Source organism: Pseudomonas sp. NBRC 111143 (assembly GCF_001320965.1).
In the GTDB taxonomy this organism is placed as follows: domain Bacteria; phylum Pseudomonadota; class Gammaproteobacteria; order Pseudomonadales; family Pseudomonadaceae; genus Aquipseudomonas; species Aquipseudomonas machongensis.
This window is the reverse complement of the sequence record NZ_BCBT01000001.1, coordinates 164,659-184,844: the sequence shown is the minus strand read 5'-3', so window position 1 is coordinate 184,844 and position 20,186 is coordinate 164,659. Positions and strand designations below refer to the sequence as shown.

At 64.2% G+C, this 20,186-nt stretch carries 20 protein-coding genes; 12 read left to right on the top strand and 8 right to left on the bottom strand.

What is annotated here, in order from left to right; genetic code table 11:
• Positions 1-320 precede the first annotated feature (320 nt).
• Complete coding sequence (locus tag APH44_RS00715) at positions 321-1,361, top strand: Ldh family oxidoreductase (RefSeq protein ID WP_054890767.1); 1,041 nt, start codon at positions 321-323, stop codon at positions 1,359-1,361.
• A gap of 88 nt (positions 1,362-1,449) precedes the next feature.
• Here APH44_RS00715 and APH44_RS00710 read toward each other — a convergent pair whose 3' ends face one another.
• Together APH44_RS00710 and APH44_RS00705 are read right to left on the bottom strand one after the other, a co-directional pair.
• A complete protein-coding gene (locus tag APH44_RS00710; RefSeq protein ID WP_054890888.1) occupies positions 1,450-3,603 on the bottom strand; it encodes a TonB-dependent siderophore receptor in 2,154 nt (717 codons plus the stop codon).
• A gap of 62 nt (positions 3,604-3,665) precedes the next feature.
• Positions 3,666-4,076, bottom strand: coding sequence for a DUF2946 family protein (locus tag APH44_RS00705; protein ID WP_054890766.1), 411 nt, complete (start codon positions 4,074-4,076; stop codon positions 3,666-3,668).
• Between the two features lie 369 nt (positions 4,077-4,445).
• Here APH44_RS00705 and APH44_RS00700 point away from each other — a divergent pair, with 369 nt between their 5' ends.
• From APH44_RS00700 to ureG, 8 genes are read left to right on the top strand one after another with little or no spacing between them, the layout of a single operon-like run.
• On the top strand, positions 4,446-5,279 hold the full coding sequence (locus APH44_RS00700) for an urease accessory protein UreD (RefSeq protein ID WP_054890765.1): 834 nt from the start codon (positions 4,446-4,448) through the stop codon (positions 5,277-5,279).
• Between the two features lie 11 nt (positions 5,280-5,290).
• A complete protein-coding gene (locus tag APH44_RS00695; protein ID WP_054890764.1) occupies positions 5,291-5,593 on the top strand; it encodes an urease subunit gamma in 303 nt (100 codons plus the stop codon).
• 19 nt (positions 5,594-5,612) lie between these two features.
• Entirely contained in the window at positions 5,613-5,930 is a 318-nt protein-coding gene (locus APH44_RS00690; RefSeq protein ID WP_054890763.1) for an urease subunit beta, read from the top strand.
• Positions 5,927-7,630, top strand: a complete 1,704-nt coding sequence (gene ureC / locus APH44_RS00685; protein ID WP_054890762.1) for an urease subunit alpha — start codon at positions 5,927-5,929, stop codon at positions 7,628-7,630. The genes APH44_RS00690 and ureC overlap by 4 nt, the downstream gene beginning before the upstream one ends.
• Positions 7,631-7,640: 10 nt before the next feature.
• Positions 7,641-8,108: an urease accessory protein UreE gene (gene ureE / locus APH44_RS00680; RefSeq protein WP_054890761.1), complete on the top strand. Its 468-nt coding sequence runs from the start codon at positions 7,641-7,643 to the stop codon at positions 8,106-8,108.
• A gap of 27 nt (positions 8,109-8,135) precedes the next feature.
• On the top strand, positions 8,136-8,681 hold the full coding sequence (locus APH44_RS00675; RefSeq protein ID WP_054890760.1) for a HupE/UreJ family protein: 546 nt from the start codon (positions 8,136-8,138) through the stop codon (positions 8,679-8,681).
• The gene (locus APH44_RS00670; RefSeq protein WP_054890759.1) at positions 8,681-9,355 is read left to right on the top strand and encodes an urease accessory protein UreF; all 675 of its coding nucleotides are present in this window, start codon (positions 8,681-8,683) and stop codon (positions 9,353-9,355) included. Before APH44_RS00675 ends, APH44_RS00670 begins: the two co-directional genes overlap by 1 nt.
• An 11-nt stretch (positions 9,356-9,366) precedes the next feature.
• Complete coding sequence (gene ureG / locus APH44_RS00665) at positions 9,367-9,990, top strand: urease accessory protein UreG (protein ID WP_054890758.1); 624 nt, start codon at positions 9,367-9,369, stop codon at positions 9,988-9,990.
• A gap of 64 nt (positions 9,991-10,054) precedes the next feature.
• On the opposite strand, the gene APH44_RS00660 is transcribed toward ureG, so the two are convergent.
• The 3 genes from APH44_RS00660 to APH44_RS00650 all read right to left on the bottom strand — a co-directional run bounded on the left by APH44_RS00660 (position 10,055) and on the right by APH44_RS00650 (position 13,890).
• Positions 10,055-11,632 (bottom strand): hypothetical protein, encoded by a 1,578-nt coding sequence (locus APH44_RS00660; RefSeq protein ID WP_054890757.1) that lies wholly within the window; start codon positions 11,630-11,632, stop codon positions 10,055-10,057.
• A 127-nt stretch (positions 11,633-11,759) separates the two neighbouring features.
• The gene (locus tag APH44_RS00655; protein ID WP_054890756.1) at positions 11,760-12,254 is read right to left on the bottom strand and encodes a DUF934 domain-containing protein; all 495 of its coding nucleotides are present in this window, start codon (positions 12,252-12,254) and stop codon (positions 11,760-11,762) included.
• Positions 12,238-13,890, bottom strand: a complete 1,653-nt coding sequence (locus APH44_RS00650; RefSeq protein ID WP_054890755.1) for a nitrite/sulfite reductase — start codon at positions 13,888-13,890, stop codon at positions 12,238-12,240. The genes APH44_RS00655 and APH44_RS00650 overlap by 17 nt, the downstream gene beginning before the upstream one ends.
• Before the next feature lie 214 nt (positions 13,891-14,104).
• On the opposite strand from APH44_RS00650, the gene APH44_RS00645 reads away from it, so the two are divergent.
• A complete protein-coding gene (locus tag APH44_RS00645) occupies positions 14,105-15,184 on the top strand; it encodes an ABC transporter substrate-binding protein (RefSeq protein ID WP_054890754.1) in 1,080 nt (359 codons plus the stop codon).
• Between the two features lie 293 nt (positions 15,185-15,477).
• Here APH44_RS00645 and APH44_RS00640 read toward each other — a convergent pair whose 3' ends face one another.
• The 3 genes from APH44_RS00640 to APH44_RS00630 are packed head-to-tail and all read right to left on the bottom strand — an operon-like array spanning position 15,478 to position 17,794.
• On the bottom strand, positions 15,478-15,696 hold the full coding sequence (locus tag APH44_RS00640) for a DUF2970 domain-containing protein (RefSeq protein ID WP_054890753.1): 219 nt from the start codon (positions 15,694-15,696) through the stop codon (positions 15,478-15,480).
• 53 nt (positions 15,697-15,749) lie between these two features.
• Positions 15,750-16,583 (bottom strand): TIGR03915 family putative DNA repair protein, encoded by an 834-nt coding sequence (locus tag APH44_RS00635; protein ID WP_054890752.1) that lies wholly within the window; start codon positions 16,581-16,583, stop codon positions 15,750-15,752.
• The gene (locus APH44_RS00630) at positions 16,574-17,794 is read right to left on the bottom strand and encodes a putative DNA modification/repair radical SAM protein (RefSeq protein WP_054890751.1); all 1,221 of its coding nucleotides are present in this window, start codon (positions 17,792-17,794) and stop codon (positions 16,574-16,576) included. The genes APH44_RS00635 and APH44_RS00630 overlap by 10 nt, the downstream gene beginning before the upstream one ends.
• 255 nt (positions 17,795-18,049) lie before the next feature.
• On the opposite strand from APH44_RS00630, the gene mqo reads away from it, so the two are divergent.
• Together mqo and APH44_RS00620 are read left to right on the top strand one after the other, a co-directional pair.
• Positions 18,050-19,624, top strand: coding sequence for a malate dehydrogenase (quinone) (mqo, locus tag APH44_RS00625; protein ID WP_054890750.1), 1,575 nt, complete (start codon positions 18,050-18,052; stop codon positions 19,622-19,624).
• Positions 19,625-19,758: 134 nt separating this feature from the next.
• Positions 19,759-20,157, top strand: coding sequence for a RidA family protein (locus tag APH44_RS00620; protein ID WP_054890749.1), 399 nt, complete (start codon positions 19,759-19,761; stop codon positions 20,155-20,157).
• Positions 20,158-20,186 lie beyond the last annotated feature (29 nt).

Sequence of the window (20,186 nt, the reverse complement as noted above, 5' to 3'; positions counted from 1 at the left end):
GGCTTGAAGGCCGCGGAACCGGTCGGGACATGCTTCATAGCTTGCCAGAGCCGTTTAATATGTCAAACGACTGGCGCGTCGGCTTCATGGGGCAATTGGCCTATTTTCGGGGGCTCTAACTGCTGCAAGCCTGAGCCGACAAGGCTTTGGCAGGGGCGTAGGTCAATAATATTTAACGATGCAGTCGGGTCTTTGCAGCGCTGCAATAAACCTGGCGTTTGCGGCGCTTGCCGGATTTGACAGCACACCCTCGCCGAGGGAAGAGTGGCGGGCAGTGCCCTGGGCCATCGCCATTCCAAATCCAATAAAGGGAGCTTCAGATGTCCGCACCGTCCACAGGTCCTGTCGTACGTGTTCCTCTTGCGCAGTTGCAGGAGCGGTTGCAGCAGATCTTCCAGCGTCATGGATGCAGCGAGGCAGTGGCGGCAGTGCTGGCCGCCAACTGCGCCAGCGCCCAGCGCGATGGTGCGCACAGTCATGGTGTGTTCCGCATGCCGGGTTATGTCTCGACCCTGGCCAGCGGCTGGGTCGATGGCGCTGCGGTGCCCGAGGTCACGGATGTCGCTCCAGGCTTCGTGCGGGTCGATGCCAGGGGCGGTTTCGCCCAGCCAGCCCTGGCGGCGGCACGCACGCTGTTGGTGGAGAAGGTGCGGCAGGCGGGTATTGCCGTGCTGGCTATCCATAACTCCCACCATTTCGCGGCGCTCTGGCCAGATGTGGAACCCTTTGCCGAAGAGGGCCTGGTTGCATTGAGTGTGGTCAACAGCATGACCTGCGTGGTGCCCCACGGCGCGCGCAAACCGTTGTTCGGCACCAATCCCATCGCCTTTGCGGCGCCGTGCCAGGGGCTTGCCCCGATCGTCTTCGACATGGCCACCAGTGCCATGGCCCATGGCGATGTACAGATCGCTGCGCGCCAGGGTGAGCAATTGCCGCCAGGTGTCGGCGTCGATGCCGAAGGTGAGTCGACCACCGATCCCAAGGCAATTCTCGAAGGCGGCGCCTTGCTGCCGTTCGGTGGGCACAAGGGCTCGGCGCTGTCGATGATGGTCGAACTACTCGCGGCGGCGCTGACGGGCGGGCATTTTTCTTGGGAGTTCGACTGGTCGCAACATCCAGGCGCCAAGACCCCCTGGACCGGGCAGTTGATCATTGTCATCGACCCGAGCAAGGCCGAAGGTGGGCGTTTTGCCGAGCGCAGTCGTGCATTGGTGGAGCAGATGCACGCGGCGGGGTTGTCGCGTTTGCCGGGGGAGCGGCGGTTCAGGGAGCGGGCGGTTTCGCAGCGCCAAGGCGTGGCGGTCAGCGAGCATGAGTGGCAGGGGCTCGAGCGCTTGTTGGCGTCGGATCGACCGCTGTAGCGTACCCACCCTTGCGAGCATCAAGCTGGCGCGCTCCCACAGGGGGCACGCCAGCTTTCAGACGCTTTGCTCTGCGCGTAGTGTCGCGCTAGAACTTCACATCCATTGCCACCTCGAAGGTGCGCGGCGCGCCCATGTAGTACTGCTGCCCATAAGCCTGCTTGGCATACACCTCATCGGTGAGGTTGCGTACGCGACCGGTGAGGGTGGTGTGTTGGTCCAGACGATAGCGGGCGAAAGCGCCGAACAGAGTGTAGGAGGGGGCCTTCAAGCTGTTGGCGTTGTCGGCGTAGACCGAGTCTACGTAGCGAGCATCCACGCCGGCCGACCAGTCTTGAGTGAAGGCATAGCTGAACCACAGGTTGGCGACGTTGGCCGGCACGTTGACCGGCGCATTGCCTTTGCGAGATACCGACACGCCGCCCACCGCTTCGTTGAATTCATCGTATCGGGCATCGACATAGGCGTAGTTGGCCTCGGCCAACAGCTTGGGCGTGACCTGCAGGCGCCCGGACAGCTCGATACCGCGCGAGGTCTGCTGGCCCGCCTGCACCGTCAGGTTGGGGTCGTTGGAGTCACGCACCGCGAAATCCTTGCGCACGATCTGGTAGACCGCCACGGTGGCGGCGCCGCGTCCGTCAAGGAAGTCGAACTTGCTGCCGGCCTCCCACTGCTCGCCCTTGGACAAGTCGAACAAGCCGACGTTGGAATAGGTCGCCGATGCCAGCGAACCGGCTGGCAGGTCGGCGGAGTTGCTGTACTGCAGGTAGACACTGGCTGTCGGCGTCAGCTCGTAGGTCAGGCCTACGCGCCCGGACAGCGGCTCCCAGCGGCGCTCGAAGTAGGCCGGCGAGCTGGGGCTGACCGGGCCATAGTTGGTGACCTGCATGTCCAGGTAGTCGTAGCGCAGGGCCGTCAGCAGGGCCAGGCGGTCGGTCAGTTGCAGGCGGTTCTCGGCGAACAGTGCGCGATTGAGCACCTCGTTGCGTCGTTGTTTGGTCAGGCCGCGATTGACGCCTGGAATGTCGTAGAAGCTGCCGGGGTCGAAGTGATCCGGATCGACCACGTCGCTGTAGCTGCCCGAGGTCGGGTACAGGGTCTGGTGCATGCTCGACCAGTCCAGCCCCAGCGACCACTGGCTGCTCAGCCCGAACAGGCTGTTGTCGTGGCGCAGCTCGACGCGATCGCCGATCACGCTCTGTTGGTGGCGCTGCAGGTAGGGGCTGGAGCGCACCACGTTGCCGGCGCTGTTGTAGCGGTAGCTTTCAAGATTGCGGTAATCACGCTGGGCATTGTAGTGGTAGAGGGTGTTCTGCACGCTGGTGCTGTCGCTCACCTGGTAATCGAGGATCGAGCGCAGCCAGCGCACTCGCTGCTCGTAGCGTCCGTCGGCGACGTTGTAGTTCTCGAAGCGTCGGCTCTTGTCGATCTTCATGGTGCTGCGCCCCGGCAGGATGGGCGAACCCCAGTAGGGGCTGTCCTCTTTGTCTTCCTGGTACTCCAGGGCCAGGGTGTGGGTGAGGTTGGGCGTGAGGTCGCTGAGCAACGAGAAGGCCAGGCTGTCGGTGTTGCGCTGGTTGCGGTCAATGTAGCCATTACCCTGGCTGTGGCTGAAGTCCAGGCGCGCGAAGTGACGGGCATCGGCGGGGTTCTCGGCCAGGGCCTGGTTGATGCCGAAGGCGACTTCCGAGTCGTCGTAGCTGCCGTAGCGGATGCGCCCATCGAGGGTTTGCGCTTCGCGGCTGGCGAGCTTGGTGATGTAGTTGATCGAGCCACCCACGGCACCGGCGCCATGCAGGAACGACGACGGTCCGCCGAGCAGCTCGACCCTATCCAGCACCCAGGCATCCACCGGACGGGTGGCGCTGCTGTAGCCCAGGTTGATGCCGTTGTAGAGCTGGGTCACCTGGTTCTGGGTGAAGCCACGGTAGGCGACGAAACCACCGTAGCCGGGGTTGGCCGAGGCGTTGACGCCGGTCATGGCGTTGATCACGTCTTGGCTGTCCTTGGCGTCACGCTGCTCGATTACCCGGCGGTCCGAGACGCTGACCGAAGCGGGTGTCTGCCGTGCGGTGAGGCCCAGGCGCGAGCCGGTACGGATCGGTTCGTCCAGTTGCACGCCGGAAGGCGCCTGCTGTTCGGCGTCGATGGTGGTGGCGTCGAGTTGCACGGGGGCGACGTCAGCCCAGGCACAGGTGCAGGTGGTGCCCATCAGGAGCACCAGAGAAGTGTTGCGGATCATGTTGTAGTGATTCCACGCAAAGGTCATGGCTGACCCGCGGGCACGGGCGTGCCCGCCTGGGGTCAGGCGAGGGGCGCTGCTGCGGGGAAATAGGAAGGGGATGCGCGGGGCGGGATGGCGGGGCGCAGGTAGCGCGGCGGCGGCTGCGCCCAACTGCGCACGATGATCGGCGAGGGGGGGCCGCTGTGTGCTGCTGGGAATGACCACAGGCTACCGGTCAGCGGCACGGCCAGTGCAAAGGAGGAGCACACCGGGCAATCGAGCTGGGCCATGTGCTGGTCGCTGTTGCTGTCGCCCAGGTCGATGGCCGGGCCTTTGCCGGTACTGTCGAGGGCGCAGAAACCACCGTCCAGGCCCGACAGACGCAGGCCGCTCATCTGGCCGTGGTGCAGGCCACAGAGCAACAGGCTGAACAGAACGCTGGCATAGAGCGTCCAGGCGGTCAGCGAACGTGTCCGACGGGTGGTTTTCATGGCCGCGAATCTACCATTCGGATGGCGGGGAGGGTGGCGGTGTTGGTGTGGTCGATTGTCGCAGCGCCGTGGCGAATATCGCGGTGCCGTTTTCGCGGGTAAGCCTGCTTGAAGCACTCTGCAGCCACTGACGCAGCCCCTGGGCCCATAAGCACCGAAACCGGGCTCAAGGCCGCTCCTTGGTTGTGCGCGGCGCCCTATCCCGGAGCGGCGACCGAAAAATTTCATCTTCGTTCATCTGCGGAGTTGGCCCGCAACCTGCTATATCAGTTCAGCAATTCAGACAAGCGGTCATTGCGTACCCCATCGTAGGTAAACGCGACAGATCAGCCAATATTTAGCCACACCACGGATTTCAGGGGCTGCAGGATGTCGTCCGCGCAACAATTCGAACAATCTGAAGGCGATAGCGGCTGGAGTGCTCACCTGCAATTGCGCTTCGTCAAGCGCGGGGACGTGACTCGCCTTGGTGCGCGCAAACATTACGGCCCTCTTTTGGTGCAGCGCCCGTTCTATCCTGAAGGCGCGCCGTGTCATGTCTACATCCTTCACCCGCCCGGCGGCATCGTCGCAGGTGACCGGCTCGAACTCGATATCCATCTGGAGCCTGGCAGCCACGCGCTGCTGACCATGCCTGGCGCGAGCAAGTTCTACCGCAGCATCGGTCCGACCGCGCAGCTGGCGCAACGCTTCCACCTGGCGGCTGACAGCACGCTGGAATGGCTGCCTCACGACAGCATCTTCTTCGACGGCGCCCGGGCCCGGCTCGACAGCCGTTTCACCCTTGAACCCGGCGCTCGCCTGCTGGCCTGGGAAACCTTGTGCCTGGGCCGTCCGGTGATGAACGAGCGCTTCGATCATGGCGCCCTCGACAGCCGACTGCAGGTAGAGCTGCCCCACGAGCCGGGGCTCCACGAGCGCTTGCGCGTAGAGGGCGGGCATCTGGAAAAACTCGGCGGTTATCCGCTGGTCGCGACCTTCTGCGCCGCACCTGCCGATACGCACCTGCTCGAGCAGGTACGCCAGGTGCTCGACGACGTGGACACTCCGGCTGGCGCGACCCTGCTCGGGCCGTTGCTGGTGATTCGCCTGCTCGATAACGACAACCAACATGTGCAACGCACCCTGCAGCGCCTCTGGCATCTGTTGCGCCCGGCCGTCCTGGGCCTGGCGCCGAGCCCGCCGCGCATCTGGGCCACCTGAGAGAGCCTCCCATGGAGCTGACCCCGAGAGAGAAAGACAAACTGCTGCTGTTCACGGCCGCGCTGGTCGCCGAGCGCCGCCTGGCCCGTGGACTGAAGCTCAACTACCCGGAAGCTGTGGCACTGATCAGCGCCGCAGTGATGGAGGGCGCGCGTGACGGTCGCACGGTTGCCGAACTGATGAGCCTGGGCCGCGAGGTGCTCAGCCGTGACCAGGTCATGGAGGGTGTGCCGGAGCTGATCCCCGACGTCCAGGTGGAAGCGACCTTCCCCGATGGCACCAAGCTTGTGACGGTCCACGAGCCTATCGTCTGACGCTGCCCAGGAGGCATTCATGATTCCCGGAGAAATCCAGGTCGCCGCAGGCGACATCGAACTCAATGTCGGCCGTGAAACGGTCAGCGTCAGCGTTGCCAATCATGGCGACCGCCCGGTGCAGGTCGGCTCGCACTACCACTTCTACGAAGTCAACGATGCGCTGGTGTTCGAGCGCGAACCAGCACGGGGTTTTCGCCTGGACATCCCCGCCGGCACCGCCGTGCGTTTCGAGCCTGGTCAGTCACGTACCGTGCAGTTGGTGGCCTACGCCGGCAAGCGGGAAGTGTATGGCTTCCAGGGCAAGGTGATGGGCGCGCTGGAGGGCAAGGCATGAGCCGTATTTCCCGTCGGGCCTACGCCGATATGTTCGGGCCCACCGTCGGCGACCGCGTGCGCCTGGCCGATACGGCGCTGTGGGTCGAAGTCGAGAAGGACTTTACGATCTATGGCGAGGAGGTCAAGTTCGGTGGTGGCAAGGTCATTCGCGATGGCATGGGGCAGGGCCAGATGCTGGCCGCCGAAGCCGTGGACCTGGTGCTGACCAATGCGCTGATCATCGATCATTGGGGGATCGTCAAGGCCGACATCGGCGTGCGCGGGGGGCGTATCGTCGCCATCGGCAAGGCGGGCAACCCGGACATTCAACCCGGCGTCACCATCCCGGTCGGCGCAGCGACGGAAGTGATCGCCGCCGAGGGCAAGATCGTCACCGCAGGCGGCATCGACACACACATCCACTTCATCTCCCCGCAGCAGGTGGATGAAGCCCTGACCAGCGGCGTCACTACCTTCATCGGCGGCGGCACCGGTCCGGCGACCGGTACCAACGCCACCACCTGTACGCCGGGGCCCTGGTACCTGGCGCGCATGCTCCAGGCTGCCGACAGCTTGCCGATCAACATCGGTTTTCTCGGCAAGGGCAACGTCTCCAAGCCCGAACCGCTGCGCGAGCAGATCGCCGCCGGTGCCATGGGCATGAAATTGCACGAAGACTGGGGTTCGACGCCGGCGGCCATCGATTGCTGCATGAGCGTGGCCGAAGAGATGGACATCCAGGTCGCGATCCACAGCGATACGCTCAACGAATCCGGCTGCATCGAGGACACCCTGGCAGCGAGTGGCGATCGCACCATCCATACCTTCCATACCGAAGGGGCGGGCGGTGGTCATGCGCCGGACATCATTCGCGCGGCGGGGCAGGCCAACGTGCTGCCGTCCTCGACCAACCCGACGTTGCCCTACACCATCAACACCGTGGATGAGCACCTGGACATGCTCATGGTCTGCCACCACCTGGACCCGAGCATTGCCGAAGACGTGGCCTTTGCCGAGTCGCGTATCCGCCGTGAGACCATCGCCGCCGAGGACATCCTCCACGACATGGGCGCGTTCTCCATGACGTCGTCCGACTCCCAGGCCATGGGCCGGGTCGGCGAAGTGGTGCTGCGGACCTGGCAGGTGGCCCACCAGATGAAGGTGCGTCGTGGGCCCCTGGCGCCGGACAGCAGCTACAGCGACAACTTCCGGGTCAAGCGCTACATCGCCAAGTACACCATCAATCCGGCGCTGAGCCATGGCATCGCGCACGAGGTCGGTTCGGTGGAGGTGGGCAAGCTGGCCGACCTGGTGGTCTGGTCGCCAGCGTTCTTCGGTGTCAAGCCGTCGGCGGTGATCAAGGCCGGCCTGATCGTCACGGCGCCCATGGGCGATATCAACGGCTCGATCCCGACCCCGCAGCCGGTGCACTACCGCCCGATGTACGCAAGCTTCGGTGCAGCTCGCCACGCCACGCGCATGACTTTCCTGCCCCAGGCCGCCATGGACCGTGGGCTGGCCGAGGAGCTCGGGCTGCGCAGCCTGATCGGGGTCACCCGCGGCTGTCGCCGAGTGCGCAAGGCCGACATGGTGCATAACGGCCTGCAACCGTTGATCGAGGTCGATGCCCAGACTTACCAGGTGCGCGCCGATGGCGAGTTGCTGGTGTGCGAACCGGCCAGCGAACTGCCGCTGGCCCAGCGTTATTTCCTGTTCTGAAGGAGCAAGCATGATTGTCCTGACCCGCCGTGTCGTCGAGGCTGCCTCGGTCACCGGTACTGTCACCCTGGATGTGGACAGCCGAATCAAGAGCCGCCTGCGCGTGACCCTCGACGATGGCCGCGAAGCCGGCCTGATGCTTGAGCGCGGCCATCTGCTGCGCGGTGGCGAACTGCTCGCCGATGCCGATGGCCAGCATCTGGTGCAGGTGCTGGCGGCACCGGAGCGTGTGTCCACAGTGCGCTGCGCCGATCCGTTGTTGCTGGCGCGTGCGGCCTATCACCTGGGCAATCGCCATGTGCCGTTGCAGATCGAGGCCGGCTTTTTGCGCTACCAGCATGATCATGTGCTGGACGAAATGGTGCGCGGCCTGGGCCTTGAGGTGCTGATCGAGCATGCGCCATTCGAGCCGGAGGCTGGCGCCTACCAGAGCGCCCCTCATGGCCACGCCCACGATCATCCCTTCGTTCGCCTGTAATCCTTCCGAACTGCCTTGGAGCACACAATGAAAAAAGCCCTCGCCCTCGCGTTATTGATGATTGCCTTGCCAGCCTTCGCCCACCCCGGCCACGACAACAACCCGCTGCAGGATGGTCTGTTGCACCCGCTGACAGGCCTGGACCACCTGCTCATGCTGCTGGGTACCGGCGTATTGGCCGCGCTGACCCGACGCAACCTGAGCTTGCCCCTGGCCACGCTCTCGGCGATGTTCGGCGGCGCGGTGCTGGGGCATCTGTTCGGTGACCTGGTCGGTGTCGAAACCATGATCTCCATTTCGCTGGTGGTGGCCGCCTGCGCCATGCTGCTGCCCAACCGCCAGGTGCTGCTGGCCCTGGCCATGCCGGTGTTCGCCCTGTTCCATGGCTGGGCCCACGGCGTTGAAGCGACGCCCAGCGCGTTCTGGCTGTTCAGTGCAGGCTTCGTCACCGTCAGTGCGCTGCTGCTGGTGGTCGGGTTCGGCGTTGGCTGCCTGCTGCGCCGCCACAGCAAGCTGCAGAAGCTATTCGGTGGTGGCTTGCTGGCCGGCGCCGCGTTCGTGCTGGCCGGCTGATGAGCAGCGACCTGGCGCTGTTGCGTCTGCTGCAACTGGCGAGTCCGGGCCTGCCGGTGGGTGGTTTCACCTACTCGCAAGGCCTGGAGTGGGCCGTCGAGGCCGGTTGGGTGCGTGACACGGCCGGCTTTTGTGCCTGGCAGCGTGAGCAGTTGCACGACACCCTGGGCTGTCTCGACTGGCCGTTGCTGGCGCGCCTCTACCGCGCATGCCAGGACGATGATGCCGAGGCCTTCGCACGCTGGACCCAATTTCTGCTGGCCAACCGCGAGACGGCCGAGCTGCGGCTTGAAGAGCGCCAGCGGGGCAGCGCCCTGGCGCGGCTGCTCGATGGCTGGCAACTGGCCCAGGCGCCGGCCTGGCGTGAGAGCATCGAGCTATCCCAGCTTGGCGGCATGGCCTGGCTGGGCGCGCACTGGTCGATCCCGCTGCGCGACTTGGCCCTGGGCCATGGCTTCGCATGGCTGGAAGGCGCCGTCATGGCCGGGGTCAAGCTGGTGCCATTCGGCCAGCAGGCGGCCCAGACCTTGCTGCGCGACTTGGGCGCCGAGTTGCCCGCTGTGCTCGACCAGGCTTTGACCCTGGGGGATGACGAACTGGGCGGCGGCCTGCCGCTGCTGGCCATCGCCTCGTCACGACACGAAACCCAATACACCCGTTTGTTCCGTTCCTGAGGACTGCCAACATGCAAAGCTATCAGCAACCCCTGCGCGTCGGTGTCGGCGGCCCGGTCGGCTCCGGCAAGACCGCGCTGCTCGAGGCCCTGTGCAAGGCCATGCGTGATCATTACCACATCGCCGTGGTGACCAACGATATCTACACCAAGGAGGACCAGCGCATCCTCACCGAGGCCGGGGCCCTGGAGCCGGAGCGTATCGTCGGTGTCGAGACCGGCGGCTGCCCGCACACCGCGATTCGCGAAGACGCCTCGATGAACCTGGCGGCGGTAGAAGCGCTGGCGCGCAAGTTCGGTAACCTGGAGGTGATCTTCGTCGAGAGTGGTGGCGATAACCTGAGCGCGACTTTCAGCCCGGAACTGGCCGACCTGACCATCTACGTGATCGACGTGGCCGAAGGCGAGAAGATCCCGCGCAAGGGCGGGCCGGGCATCACCAAGTCGGACTTCCTGGTGATCAACAAGACCGACCTTGCACCTTATGTCGGTGCTTCGCTGGAAGTGATGGAGCGCGACACCAACCGCATGCGCCCCGAGCGACCCTGGACGTTCAGCAACCTGAAGAAGGGTGACGGGTTGCAGGCGGTGATCGACTTCATCGTCGATCGCGGGATGCTGGGGGTGAGGGGGTAAGCCTTCTCTGAGCTTGACTCAGTCCCTGTGGCGGCGGCGGTTCGCCGCCCCCACAGGTCCTTTGTCAGGCCGCGATCTTCGACGGATCGGTCTGCAGCAACCAGCGGCTGCGCTGCGATTGCAGCAGCCCCTCGAGCAGCGACACACCGCGATCGCGCTGGGCGATGCGGTCCTGCTCGAATGCATCCTTGAGCAGGTTCAGCACGTTGCGCGACTGGGTCACTGCCTTGGGCGTGGTCACGTCGCTTTTCAGGTCGCCATCGACATAGGTGAGGATTCGCTCTTTCTGGCTCGCCTGCTGGGTCGCGCTGGCTTCCACCAGTTGGCCTTTGTCATAGGCCAGGCGGGTGGTGCTGCTGGCCTGGTCGTCGATCAGGTGGTAGCTGTAGTTCTGCGACTCGCGGTCGCTGCCCAGCACCAGGTTGGTCAGCGGATTGAGGCCGCGGTGGAACGAGGCGGTGAGTTTGCTCTGCTGGTTCTGCTCCACCGACCGGTCCTGCAGGCCGCGGCTCTTGACCGTGGTGCTCTGCGAGGTGCTGAAGGTGAAACTGTCGGTTTCGTCCAGGCGCATCGGGTTGCTTCTGCGTGTGGTTTCGCTGATCGAGGCGCTGAAGTCGGCCAGGCCGCTGAGCAGGGCACGGTCCTTGTCGTTCAGGGCCGTCGGGCTTTGCACCGCAGGTTGGCGATTGTCGTCAATGCTGTTGAGCTGGGTGAACGCGTTCTTGAACAGGTTCATCAGGTTCTCGTCGCCACGGCCACGGCGCTGGGCGGCGTCGAACTGGGTCAGGTAGTTGTCGATCGCCGCCTTGCGCTGCGCCGACTTGCCCAGCAGCTCGGCGTCCTGGGTGTCCAGGCTCAGTTGCACCTGGCCGGACGGGCCCTGCAGGCTGAGGCTGCGCGCCTTGTCATCGAGGCTCAGGGAGAACGTCTGCTCGCCGCTCAGGGATTCGAACTTGCTGTTTATCTGCAAGGCGCTGAACAGCTTCGGATCGAGCTTGACCAGTGCGCCGAGCTTGAGCTGGGGTGGCACCTCGTTGAGACCATCGATGGTGGATTGGAAGGAGTCGGCGAGGTTGCCCAGGCCCTTGAGTTCTTCGCTGCTGAGCGAGCCGCCTTCGACTTCGGCGCTCACCGCAAGGCCCTTTTCGCTACTGGCCAGCGACAACCGAATGGTCGCGCCGGAAGCGGTGGTCAGGCTGAAGGTGACGCCGCTGTCGGGATTCTCGCGCAGGCGCTGCTGCTGCAGCTTGAGCACGCCAGGGTCGATTGGAGAGTCGTCGCTGAAGGCGAACACCGACTGCGAAATGTTCTTGCCGCCGTTCTGTGCGAGCTGTTCGATCAAGGCCGCACCAATGCCTTTGAAGCGGCCCGCGCTGCTGGACGACTGGAAGGCGGTCTGCAGCGTGGTGGCGAGCTTGTCCTGGCTGTCCTTTTCCCAGACATAACGGACCTGGCCTGGCAGCAGACCCTGGCGCGAGTAGGTCTCGGAATCGCTGATGGTGTTGCTCTGGCCGAGAATCACGCTGGTGCTCGGGACTGCCGAGACACTGGCGATGCCGGTCGGGTTGCTGGCGCTGGCCGGGGCCGGTTGCGGGGCAGTCAGGACCGGGGCCAGGCGCTGTGCAGCTGTTATCGGATTCATTAGCATCCTGCCGAATAGAGATACGGGTACACCAGTGATATCGGCAGGCCAGCACCCAACATTAGAAAAAAACGCGCAAACGAAACGGCCCGCCAGAAGGCGGGCCGTTCGTTACAGCAGGCGGCGATCAGCGGCGGCGGAACAGCGGCAGCGGCTCGTCGGTGGCACCCTGGTAGGTGACCGAGAAGTCCTTCAGGCTCTGCAACGCGTCTTCCGGGTCCTTGTCGGCACGGATGGCGAAGGCATCGAAGCCGCAGCGGGCCATGTAGAACAGTTGGTCGCGCAGTACGTCGCCAATGGCGCGCAGCTCGCCCTTGTACTGGTAGCGATCACGCAGCAGGCGCGCATTGGAGTAGTTGCGCCCGTCGGTGAAGGCCGGGAAGTTCAGGGCGATGACCTGGAAGTGCTGGACGTCCTCGCCGATTTCCTCGGCTTCTTCGTCACTGTCCAGCCACACGCCCAGGCCGCCGTCGCGGGCCTTGAGGGCATGGGCATGGTCGCGCCACAGCTGCAGTGGAACGATGTAGTCGTCGCAGTTGGTCAGCTCGTCGAACGAGGTTTCCTTGGGCAGCAGGTGCCAGGTTTCGTCGATGAGCTGGTTGTTCTTAATGATTCGCTGCATAGACGCGTTCCTTGAATGGGTCGATGCCGATACGCTGGTAGGTGTCGATGAAGCGCTCGTCTTCGTTGCGCTGCTCGACGTACACGTTGATCAGCTTCTCGATCACGTCAGCCATGTCGTCCTGGGCGAAGGAGGGGCCGAGAATCTTGCCCAGGCTCGCATCGCGCGCGGCGTTGCCGCCCAGCGACACCTGGTAGAACTCCTCACCTTTCTTGTCCACGCCGAGGATGCCGATGTGGCCCACGTGGTGGTGGCCGCAGGCGTTCATGCAGCCGGAAATGTTGAGGTCGAGCTCGCCGATGTCGAACAGGTAGTCCAGGTCGTCGAAGCGGCGCTGGATGGACTCGGCGATCGGGATCGACTTGGCGTTGGCCAGGGAGCAGAAGTCGCCGCCTGGGCAGCAGATGATGTCGGTCAGCAGGCCGATGTTCGGTGTGGCGAAACCACCTTCACGCAGTTCCAGCCACAGCGCGTGCAGCTGGCGCTGCTCGACGTCGGCGAGAATGATGTTCTGCTCGTGCGAGGTGCGCAGGAAGCCGAAACTGTAGCGCTCGGCGAGGTCGGCCACGGCATCGAGCTGCTTGTCGGTCAGGTCGCCTGGAGCGACACCGGTAGGTTTGAGCGAGAGGGTCACGGCCACATAGCCAGGCTTTTTGTGCGCACGGGTGTTGCGCGAACGCCAGCGGGCGAACCCTGGGTGCTCCTGGTCCAGGGCGCTGTAGTCGACATTGTCGAGGGCCTGGTACTCGGGGTCGATGAAGTGACGCGAGACGCGCTGGACTTCTGCTTCGGTCAGGGTGCTGTTGCCGCCACGCAGGTGGGCCATTTCGGCCTCTACCTTCTCGGCGAACACTTCTGGCGTCAGGGCCTTGACCAGGATCTTGATCCGCGCCTTGTACTTGTTGTCACGACGGCCGTAACGGTTGTACACGCGCAGGATGGCGTCGAGGTAGCTGATCAGGTCCTGCCAGGGCAGGAACTCATTGATGAACGAGCCGACCACCGGCGTGCGGCCCAGGCCGCCACCGACCAGCACGCGGAAGCCCAGCTCGCCGGCTTCGTTGCGCACAGGCTCAAGGCCGATGTCGTGCACTTCGATGGCTGCGCGGTCTTCCTTCGAACCGTTGATCGCAATCTTGAACTTGCGCGGCAGGTAGGCGAATTCCGGGTGGAAGGTGGTCCACTGACGGACGATCTCACACCAGGGGCGTGGATCGATCAGCTCGTCTGCGGCAACGCCGGCAAACTGGTCGGTGGTGGTGTTGCGCAGGCAGTTGCCGCTGGTCTGGATCGCGTGCATCTGCACGGTGGCAAGTTCAGCCAGGATGTCCGGGATGTCTTCCAGTGCAGGCCAGTTGAACTGCACGTTCTGGCGGGTGGAGATGTGCGCGTAGCCCTTGTCGTAGTCGCGGGCGATCTTGGCCAGCATGCGGACCTGGCGCGCGTTCAACTGGCCGTAGGGCACGGCGACGCGCAGCATCGGGGCGAAACGTTGGATGTAGAGGCCGTTCTGCAGGCGCAGAGGGCGGAATTCTTCTTCGCTCAGCTCACCGGCCAGGTAGCGGCGGGTCTGATCACGGAACTGCTTGACGCGGTCCTCGATGATCCGCTGATCGTACTCGTCGTATACGTACATAAAAGTCCTGTCTCAGGCTGCATGCAGCTAATCGCGCGCACGGCCGCGCACTCCGGGTCGGAGCGGGGGAACGATAACAGGTTGTATTTATGCGCTAAAGTGATGTTTTTGCATATGAAAAGAACCATTTGGACTAAGTGAGACTGGCTGCTATTTATCCGGGATGGCCATGCGCCGTTATACTGTATCCTTTGCTTTTGCAGGGATGTCTCGCATGGTCATCAGGACGCTGTGCCGCAGCCTGTGCCTGGGTCTGCCGCTGGTGGCAAGCGCCCAAGCCGCTTCGGTGGTTTTTCTCAATCCCGGGTTGTCCGATGAGACGTTCTGGGTTGGCTATTCGCGTTTCATGCAAGCGGCGGCCGACGACCTGGGCATGGATCTGCGCGTGGAGTACGGCGAGCGCCAGGCCGAGCGGCAACTGGAGCAGGCGCGGGCGGTCCTGCAGGGCGAGCACAAGCCCGACTACCTGGTGCTGGTCAACGAGCAGTATGTGGCGCCAGAGATCATGCGCCTGTCGCAGGGCAGCGGGGTCAAGCTGTTGTTGGTCAACAACGGCCTGACCGAGGGACAGGTCGAGGCGATTCAGGCACAGCCGGGCAAGTACGCGCCGCTGCTCGGCTCACTGGTCGGCAATGACGAACAGGCGGGTTACCAGATGCTGCACGACCTGGTCGCCAGCCTGCCCCGAACAGGCGAACCGATCGAGCTGCTGGCGTTTTCCGGCATCAGCACCACGCCTGCTTCGCAACTGCGCGAGCAAGGCATGCGGCGGGCGTTGGCCGAGTTTCCGCACGTACGCTTGCGCCAGCTGGTGTATGGCGGCTGGAGCCGCCAACGGGCCTTCGAGCAGGCCAAGTTGCTGCTGCAGCGCTATCCGCGGGTGCGCCTGGTGTGGTCGGCGAACGACCAGATGGCGTTCGGTGCAATGCAGGCGTTCGAGGCGGTTGGCCTGGTGCCGGGGCGCGATGTATTGTTCAGCGCGGTCAACAGTTCGCCGGAGGCCTTGCAGGCTCGCGTGGATGGGCGGCTGAGCGTGCTCATGGGCGGGCATTTCAGCCTGGGTGGCTGGGCCATGGTGATGCTGCATGACGACGCCCGGGGCCTGGCGATGGACCGTGACGGGCAACACCTGTACCGCCTGCCAGTGCTGCAGGCCATCGATGCGGCGAAGGCGCAGCGCTGGCTGGAACTGAGCGCCCGCAAAGGCTATGACGTCGACTTCCGCCGCTACAGCGCAGAGGGGCGGGGCACCGACTATCGCTACCCGTTCCTGACGTCACCCGTCGATTATTGAAAGACCCTGCTTGAGCAAAGGGCATTGCTGGACTTAACTGCTGGTGTGACGTGCATTCCCATAACCACTACAAGAGGCAATGCAATGGGAAACCCGACCAAGCTCCGCAAGCCTGACAGCAGTGTCGACGCCTGGGCGATCCTGTGCCTGATCGTGCTGGTTGTCGTGACCGCTGTGTACTGGGTCAGCCATCAGTAACGCAAACTTCAGACCGTGAACTGCAACCTGAGCCGCCCGCGGGAGGGAATTCCGCGGGCGGGTGCGTTCTGGCCTGCGCGCGTCAAATGATTGTTTCACCGCCCCGTCAGATGCATCGCCAACTGCACCAGCCCCACCAGCACCAGGATGAACACCAGGGTGAACATCACCCCCATCACGATGAAGTGGCTGGCCTTGCCGTGGGTGAAGTCGCGCGCGCGGTTCTTGCCGCTCTGCACGCCGAAGGCGGCAGCCAGGATGCTGTGCAGCATCTGCCAGAAGGTGGGTGGCTTGCCTTGGCTGGAATCGTCCATGGTGGCTCCCGGAAATCAGAGGCAATCAGCGAAAGTGTAGGCAACAACGGCGCTCAGCGCCCGACCCGCTTGCCACGTTGCAAGCCAACCTCCAGTGCCTGCCCGTCACGTTGCTTGCCTTGGCGCGCCAAACCTTCGAGCTGGGGAATGAGCATGCCCTCGGGCAGGTGGCGCCAGAAACGCCCCGGCATGTGCAGGCGCAGGGCATCAGGGTTCAGCCGCGCCGGGTTGAAGGTGGAGCGGTAGTAGGTACGCCACAGCTCGGCGCCGGGATCTTCGGCATGGCGCGCCCAGTCCACCCATTCACGCGGACATTGCCGACGGTAGTCGAGCTCGCTGCCGTCGAAGCGTATGCCATCGGTGGGCGTTGCGATCAGCCAGCGCTGGCGCCCGAGGCGGTCGGCAAAATGGCCACTGGCGCTTTCAAGGATGTCATGGGCAGGTTCGTGGTAGGCCACCAGGTCCAGTTGCAGGCGCTCGGCGACCGCTTCCGGCAACGGCACGAAGCGCACGAAGGCGTGCAGGTGATGCGCCTCGCGGGAGACCTGCTTGATACGCCGCTGCAACTCGCTGCCCAGGCGGTCGCCGGCGAGCATTGCGGTGCGATCTCCATGGGCGACACGCCAGAGGACTTCGTACAGCAGGTTCCAGCGTTGTTCGCCGCGATAGCGAGCGGCCTGCTCAAGCTGTGCCAGCAGGGCCGCGGGCACCCGCGCACGGAAGGGGCCGGGCCCTTGTGGTAAAGGCGTGGGGATGGCCAGCAGGTCGTCCATCGGCCCCTGGCCCCAGGTCACCTCGGCCGGGTCGATGCCATGGCCGAGCAGCACCCGCGCCTGGTCGCGCCAGGTGCCGAACAGGTCGTCGCAATCCAGCGCGATCATGCCCATAGCCCCATCTGCACCGGTGCCTGCGGTTCGCGCAGGCGTTGGCGCAGCATGCCGCTGCGCAGTTCGGCCTGGGCTGGACGGTAATCGCTGGTGACGATGAACGGCCGGGCTTTTTCCAGCACGCAGCGCAGTTGGATCAGGTCGTCGTAGCGGATCCGCCGCTCGCGTCGCAGCGCCACCAGCCGCTGTACGCTGCGCAGGCCGATACCGGGAATACGGGCGAGCAGGGCGGGCTCGGCGCGGTTCAGGTCCAGCGGAAAGACCTCGCGGTTGGCCAGGGCCCAGGCCAGCTTGGGGTCGATGTCCAACGCCAGGTTACCGGCCTGGCCGAGCAGCTCGCCGGCCTTGTAGCCGTAGCCACGCATCAGGAAGTCGGCCTGGTACAGGCGGTGCTCGCGCAGCAGCGGCGGTGCGGCCAGGGGCACGCTGTTCGGGCTGTCCGGGATCGGGCTGAAGGCGGAGTAGTACACGCGCTTGAGGCCATAGCCCTGGTACAGCGATTCGGCGTTGCGCAGCAGGGTGCGGTCGTCGGTGGCATCGGCACCGACGATTACCTGGGTGCTCTGGCCGGCTGGCGTGAAACGCGGCGCCCGCGGTTCGCCGGCCACGGCCTGCTGGCCCTGGTGAATCACGCCCATGGCCTGGCGGATGGTGTGTGCCTGTTTTTCCGGCGCCAGGCGCTTGAGGCTGGCCTCGGTGGGCAGCTCGACGTTGACGCTCAGCCGGTCGGCCAGGCGCCCGGCTTCTTCGATCAGCAGCGGGTCGGCGTCGGGAATGGTCTTGAGGTGGATGTAGCCTCGGAAACCGTGCTCTTCGCGCAGCAGCCTGGCAACGCGGTTCAACTGCTCCATGGTGTAGTCGGCCGAGCGGATGATGCCCGAGCTCAGGAACAGCCCGCTGATGCAGTTGCGCCGGTAGAAGTCGAGGGTCAGACGCACCACTTCCTCGGGGCTGAAGCGTGCGCGCGGCACGTTGCTGGAGCGGCGATTGACGCAGTACTGGCAGTCGTACAGGCAAAAGTTGGTGAGCAACACCTTGAGCAGCGATACGCAGCGCCCGTCAGGGGTGTAGCTGTGGCAGATGCCCATGCCATCGGTGGCGCCAAGCCCGTCACGCCCTCGCGAACTGCGCTTGGGCGCGCCGCTGCTGGCGCACGAGGCATCGTATTTGGCGGCGTCGGCGAGAATGCCGAGCTTGGCGATGAGTTGCATGGGGATGTCTCGAGATACTGGTTTTTCATACAGTATTTGCGGAGCGGTCGAGTTGCAAGAGGCTTCTTGAAGTTGCCTGACCGCTTGACCTCGGTTCCACCACCACAGCCTGAATGCGCGAGCGGCTAACCTGAGTGAATCACTCAGCTAAGCTTGCCTGGGATTTCGTACGCCACAGGCACGAACACTCGGACCAGGGGCAAGGCACATTCACGGACAGGATCGGGGCCAGCGGTGCCTCGACGGAGGGAGCACATGAACAGAGGAATCGCATTCAAACCGGCCCTTGCGGGCCTGGCCTTGGCCTTTGGCCTCACGGCCGTACAGGCCGCCGAGAGCAAGCGGGTCGATGTGCTGCTGGTGGGCGGCGGGATCATGAGCTCCACGCTGGCCGTGTGGCTCAACGAGCTCGAGCCCGGTTGGTCGATGGAGATGATCGAGCGGCTGGACAAGGTCGCCGAGGAAAGCTCAAACGGTTGGAACAACGCCGGTACCGGGCATTCGGCGCTGGCCGAGCTGAACTACACCCCTGAAAAGGACGGCAAGATCGACATCAGCAAGGCGGTGGAGATCAACGAGTCGTTTCAGGTCACCCGGCAGTTTCTCGCCTGGCAGGTCAAGCAGGGGGTACTGAAGAACCCACGTTCGTTCATCAACGCCACGCCGCACATGAGCTTTGTCTGGGGCGATGACAATATCCGTTTCCTGCGCAAGCGCTACGAGGCGCTGCAGGCCAGCCCGCTGTTCAAGCCCATGCAGTATTCGGAAGACAACGCACAAATCGCCAAGTGGGTGCCGTTGATGATGGAGGGGCGCGACCCGAACCAGAAGCTTGCGGTGACCTGGACGCCGATCGGCACAGACGTCAATTTCGGCGAGATCACCCGTCAGTACGTGACGTACCTGCAGACCCGCCCCAACTTCGACCTCAAGCTCTCCAGCGAAGTGCAGGACATCACCCGCAACGACGACGGCTCGTGGCATGTGGAATATAAGAACCTCAAGGATGGCAGCACGTCGGCCACCGATGCCAAGTTCCTGTTCATCGGTGCCGGTGGCGCGGCGCTGCCTCTGTTGCAGAAGTCAGGCATCCCCGAGGCGAAGGAGTACGCAGGTTTCCCGGTGGGGGGATCGTTCCTGGTGACCGAGAACGCTGCCATTGCCGAGCGCCACATGGCCAAGGCTTATGGCATCGCCTCGACGGGGGCGCCGCCGATGTCGGTGCCGCATCTGGATACGCGAGTGCTCGATGGCAAGCGGGTGATTCTGTTCGGGCCCTTTGCAACCTTCTCGACCAAGTTTCTCAAGGAAGGCTCGCTGCTCGACCTGTTCGGCAGCATGACGCTACACAACAGTTGGCCGATGGTACGTGTCGGGGTCCGCGAGTTCGACCTGGTGCAGTACCTGATCGGCCAGGTCATGCAGTCGGACGACGACCGCTTCGCTGCGCTGCAGACCTACTTCCCCCATGCCAAGAAAGAAGACTGGCGCCTGTGGCAGGCTGGACAGCGCGTACAGATCATCAAGAACGACCCTGAGCAGGGCGGGGTGCTCAAGCTTGGCACCGAGGTCGTGACCTCTGCCGACGGCACCATTGCCGGCCTGCTGGGTGCCTCGCCGGGCGCCTCGACCGCGCCACCGATCATGCTCGACCTGCTGCGCAAGGTGTTCAAGGACAAGGTCGCTTCACCACCCTGGCAGGAGAAGCTGCACCAGATCATCCCAAGCTACGGGCTCAAGTTGAACGAGCATCCTGACAAGGTGCAGGAGGAGTGGGACTACACCAATGAAGTGCTGCAGCTGCAGCCTCTGACTTCGCCAGCGGGCTGAGCCCGGCGGTTGGCGGCCCTGGTGCGGGGCCGCCAGATGCGGAGCTACCGTCTCGAAAGCGTGCCGCCATGCCGCAGCTCGCTTTCGCGTTCGCTTGCTAAGATGCGTCCACTCTCAAGCACTGGACATCCTCAATGAGCGACCGCACTCCGATCATTCCCGCTTCCCAGCAGAAACTTGCCGAACGTGCCGGTTATCTGCCGGCCTTGAAGGTCGGTAATACGTTGTATCTGGCCGGTCAGGTGGGGCGTACGGCGGACCTGCAGGTCATTGCCGACCCGCGGCAGCAGTTTCACGCGGCGTGGGAAAACCTGAGGGACGTGCTGACGGCCGCCGGTTGTGATTTTGCGGATGTGGTGGAACTGACCACTTATCATGTCGGCTTGCGAGAGCACATGGCGGTGTTTCGTGCGGTGAAGGACGAGCTGTTCCCACGGGGTACCTGCCCCTGGACCTGTGTCGGTGTTAGCGAGCTGGCCCATGACGGGCTGCTGGTGGAGATCAAGTGCGTGGCGGTTGGGCGCCAGGGGTGAAATGCAGAAGGGGCGCCAACGGGCGCCCC

What these genes read in the sequence shown, in the direction of transcription:
- APH44_RS00655 (WP_054890756.1), bottom strand. Translation starts at nt 12,254, where the DNA reads ATGCAGCGAATCATTAAGAACAACCAGCTCATCGACGAAACCTGGCAC.
- APH44_RS00695 (WP_054890764.1), top strand. Translation starts at nt 5,291, where the DNA reads ATGGAGCTGACCCCGAGAGAGAAAGACAAACTGCTGCTGTTCACGGCC.
- APH44_RS00715 (WP_054890767.1), top strand. Translation starts at nt 321, where the DNA reads ATGTCCGCACCGTCCACAGGTCCTGTCGTACGTGTTCCTCTTGCGCAG.
- APH44_RS00700 (WP_054890765.1), top strand. Translation starts at nt 4,446, where the DNA reads ATGTCGTCCGCGCAACAATTCGAACAATCTGAAGGCGATAGCGGCTGG.
- APH44_RS00650 (WP_054890755.1), bottom strand. Translation starts at nt 13,890, where the DNA reads ATGTACGTATACGACGAGTACGATCAGCGGATCATCGAGGACCGCGTC.
- APH44_RS00675 (WP_054890760.1), top strand. Translation starts at nt 8,136, where the DNA reads ATGAAAAAAGCCCTCGCCCTCGCGTTATTGATGATTGCCTTGCCAGCC.
- APH44_RS00620 (WP_054890749.1), top strand. Translation starts at nt 19,759, where the DNA reads ATGAGCGACCGCACTCCGATCATTCCCGCTTCCCAGCAGAAACTTGCC.
- APH44_RS00670 (WP_054890759.1), top strand. Translation starts at nt 8,681, where the DNA reads ATGAGCAGCGACCTGGCGCTGTTGCGTCTGCTGCAACTGGCGAGTCCG.
- APH44_RS00645 (WP_054890754.1), top strand. Translation starts at nt 14,105, where the DNA reads ATGGTCATCAGGACGCTGTGCCGCAGCCTGTGCCTGGGTCTGCCGCTG.
- ureG (WP_054890758.1), top strand. Translation starts at nt 9,367, where the DNA reads ATGCAAAGCTATCAGCAACCCCTGCGCGTCGGTGTCGGCGGCCCGGTC.
- ureC (WP_054890762.1), top strand. Translation starts at nt 5,927, where the DNA reads ATGAGCCGTATTTCCCGTCGGGCCTACGCCGATATGTTCGGGCCCACC.
- mqo (WP_054890750.1), top strand. Translation starts at nt 18,050, where the DNA reads ATGAACAGAGGAATCGCATTCAAACCGGCCCTTGCGGGCCTGGCCTTG.
- APH44_RS00635 (WP_054890752.1), bottom strand. Translation starts at nt 16,583, where the DNA reads ATGGGCATGATCGCGCTGGATTGCGACGACCTGTTCGGCACCTGGCGC.
- APH44_RS00640 (WP_054890753.1), bottom strand. Translation starts at nt 15,696, where the DNA reads ATGGACGATTCCAGCCAAGGCAAGCCACCCACCTTCTGGCAGATGCTG.
- ureE (WP_054890761.1), top strand. Translation starts at nt 7,641, where the DNA reads ATGATTGTCCTGACCCGCCGTGTCGTCGAGGCTGCCTCGGTCACCGGT.
- APH44_RS00710 (WP_054890888.1), bottom strand. Translation starts at nt 3,603, where the DNA reads ATGATCCGCAACACTTCTCTGGTGCTCCTGATGGGCACCACCTGCACC.
- APH44_RS00705 (WP_054890766.1), bottom strand. Translation starts at nt 4,076, where the DNA reads ATGAAAACCACCCGTCGGACACGTTCGCTGACCGCCTGGACGCTCTAT.
- APH44_RS00660 (WP_054890757.1), bottom strand. Translation starts at nt 11,632, where the DNA reads ATGAATCCGATAACAGCTGCACAGCGCCTGGCCCCGGTCCTGACTGCC.
- APH44_RS00630 (WP_054890751.1), bottom strand. Translation starts at nt 17,794, where the DNA reads ATGCAACTCATCGCCAAGCTCGGCATTCTCGCCGACGCCGCCAAATAC.
- APH44_RS00690 (WP_054890763.1), top strand. Translation starts at nt 5,613, where the DNA reads ATGATTCCCGGAGAAATCCAGGTCGCCGCAGGCGACATCGAACTCAAT.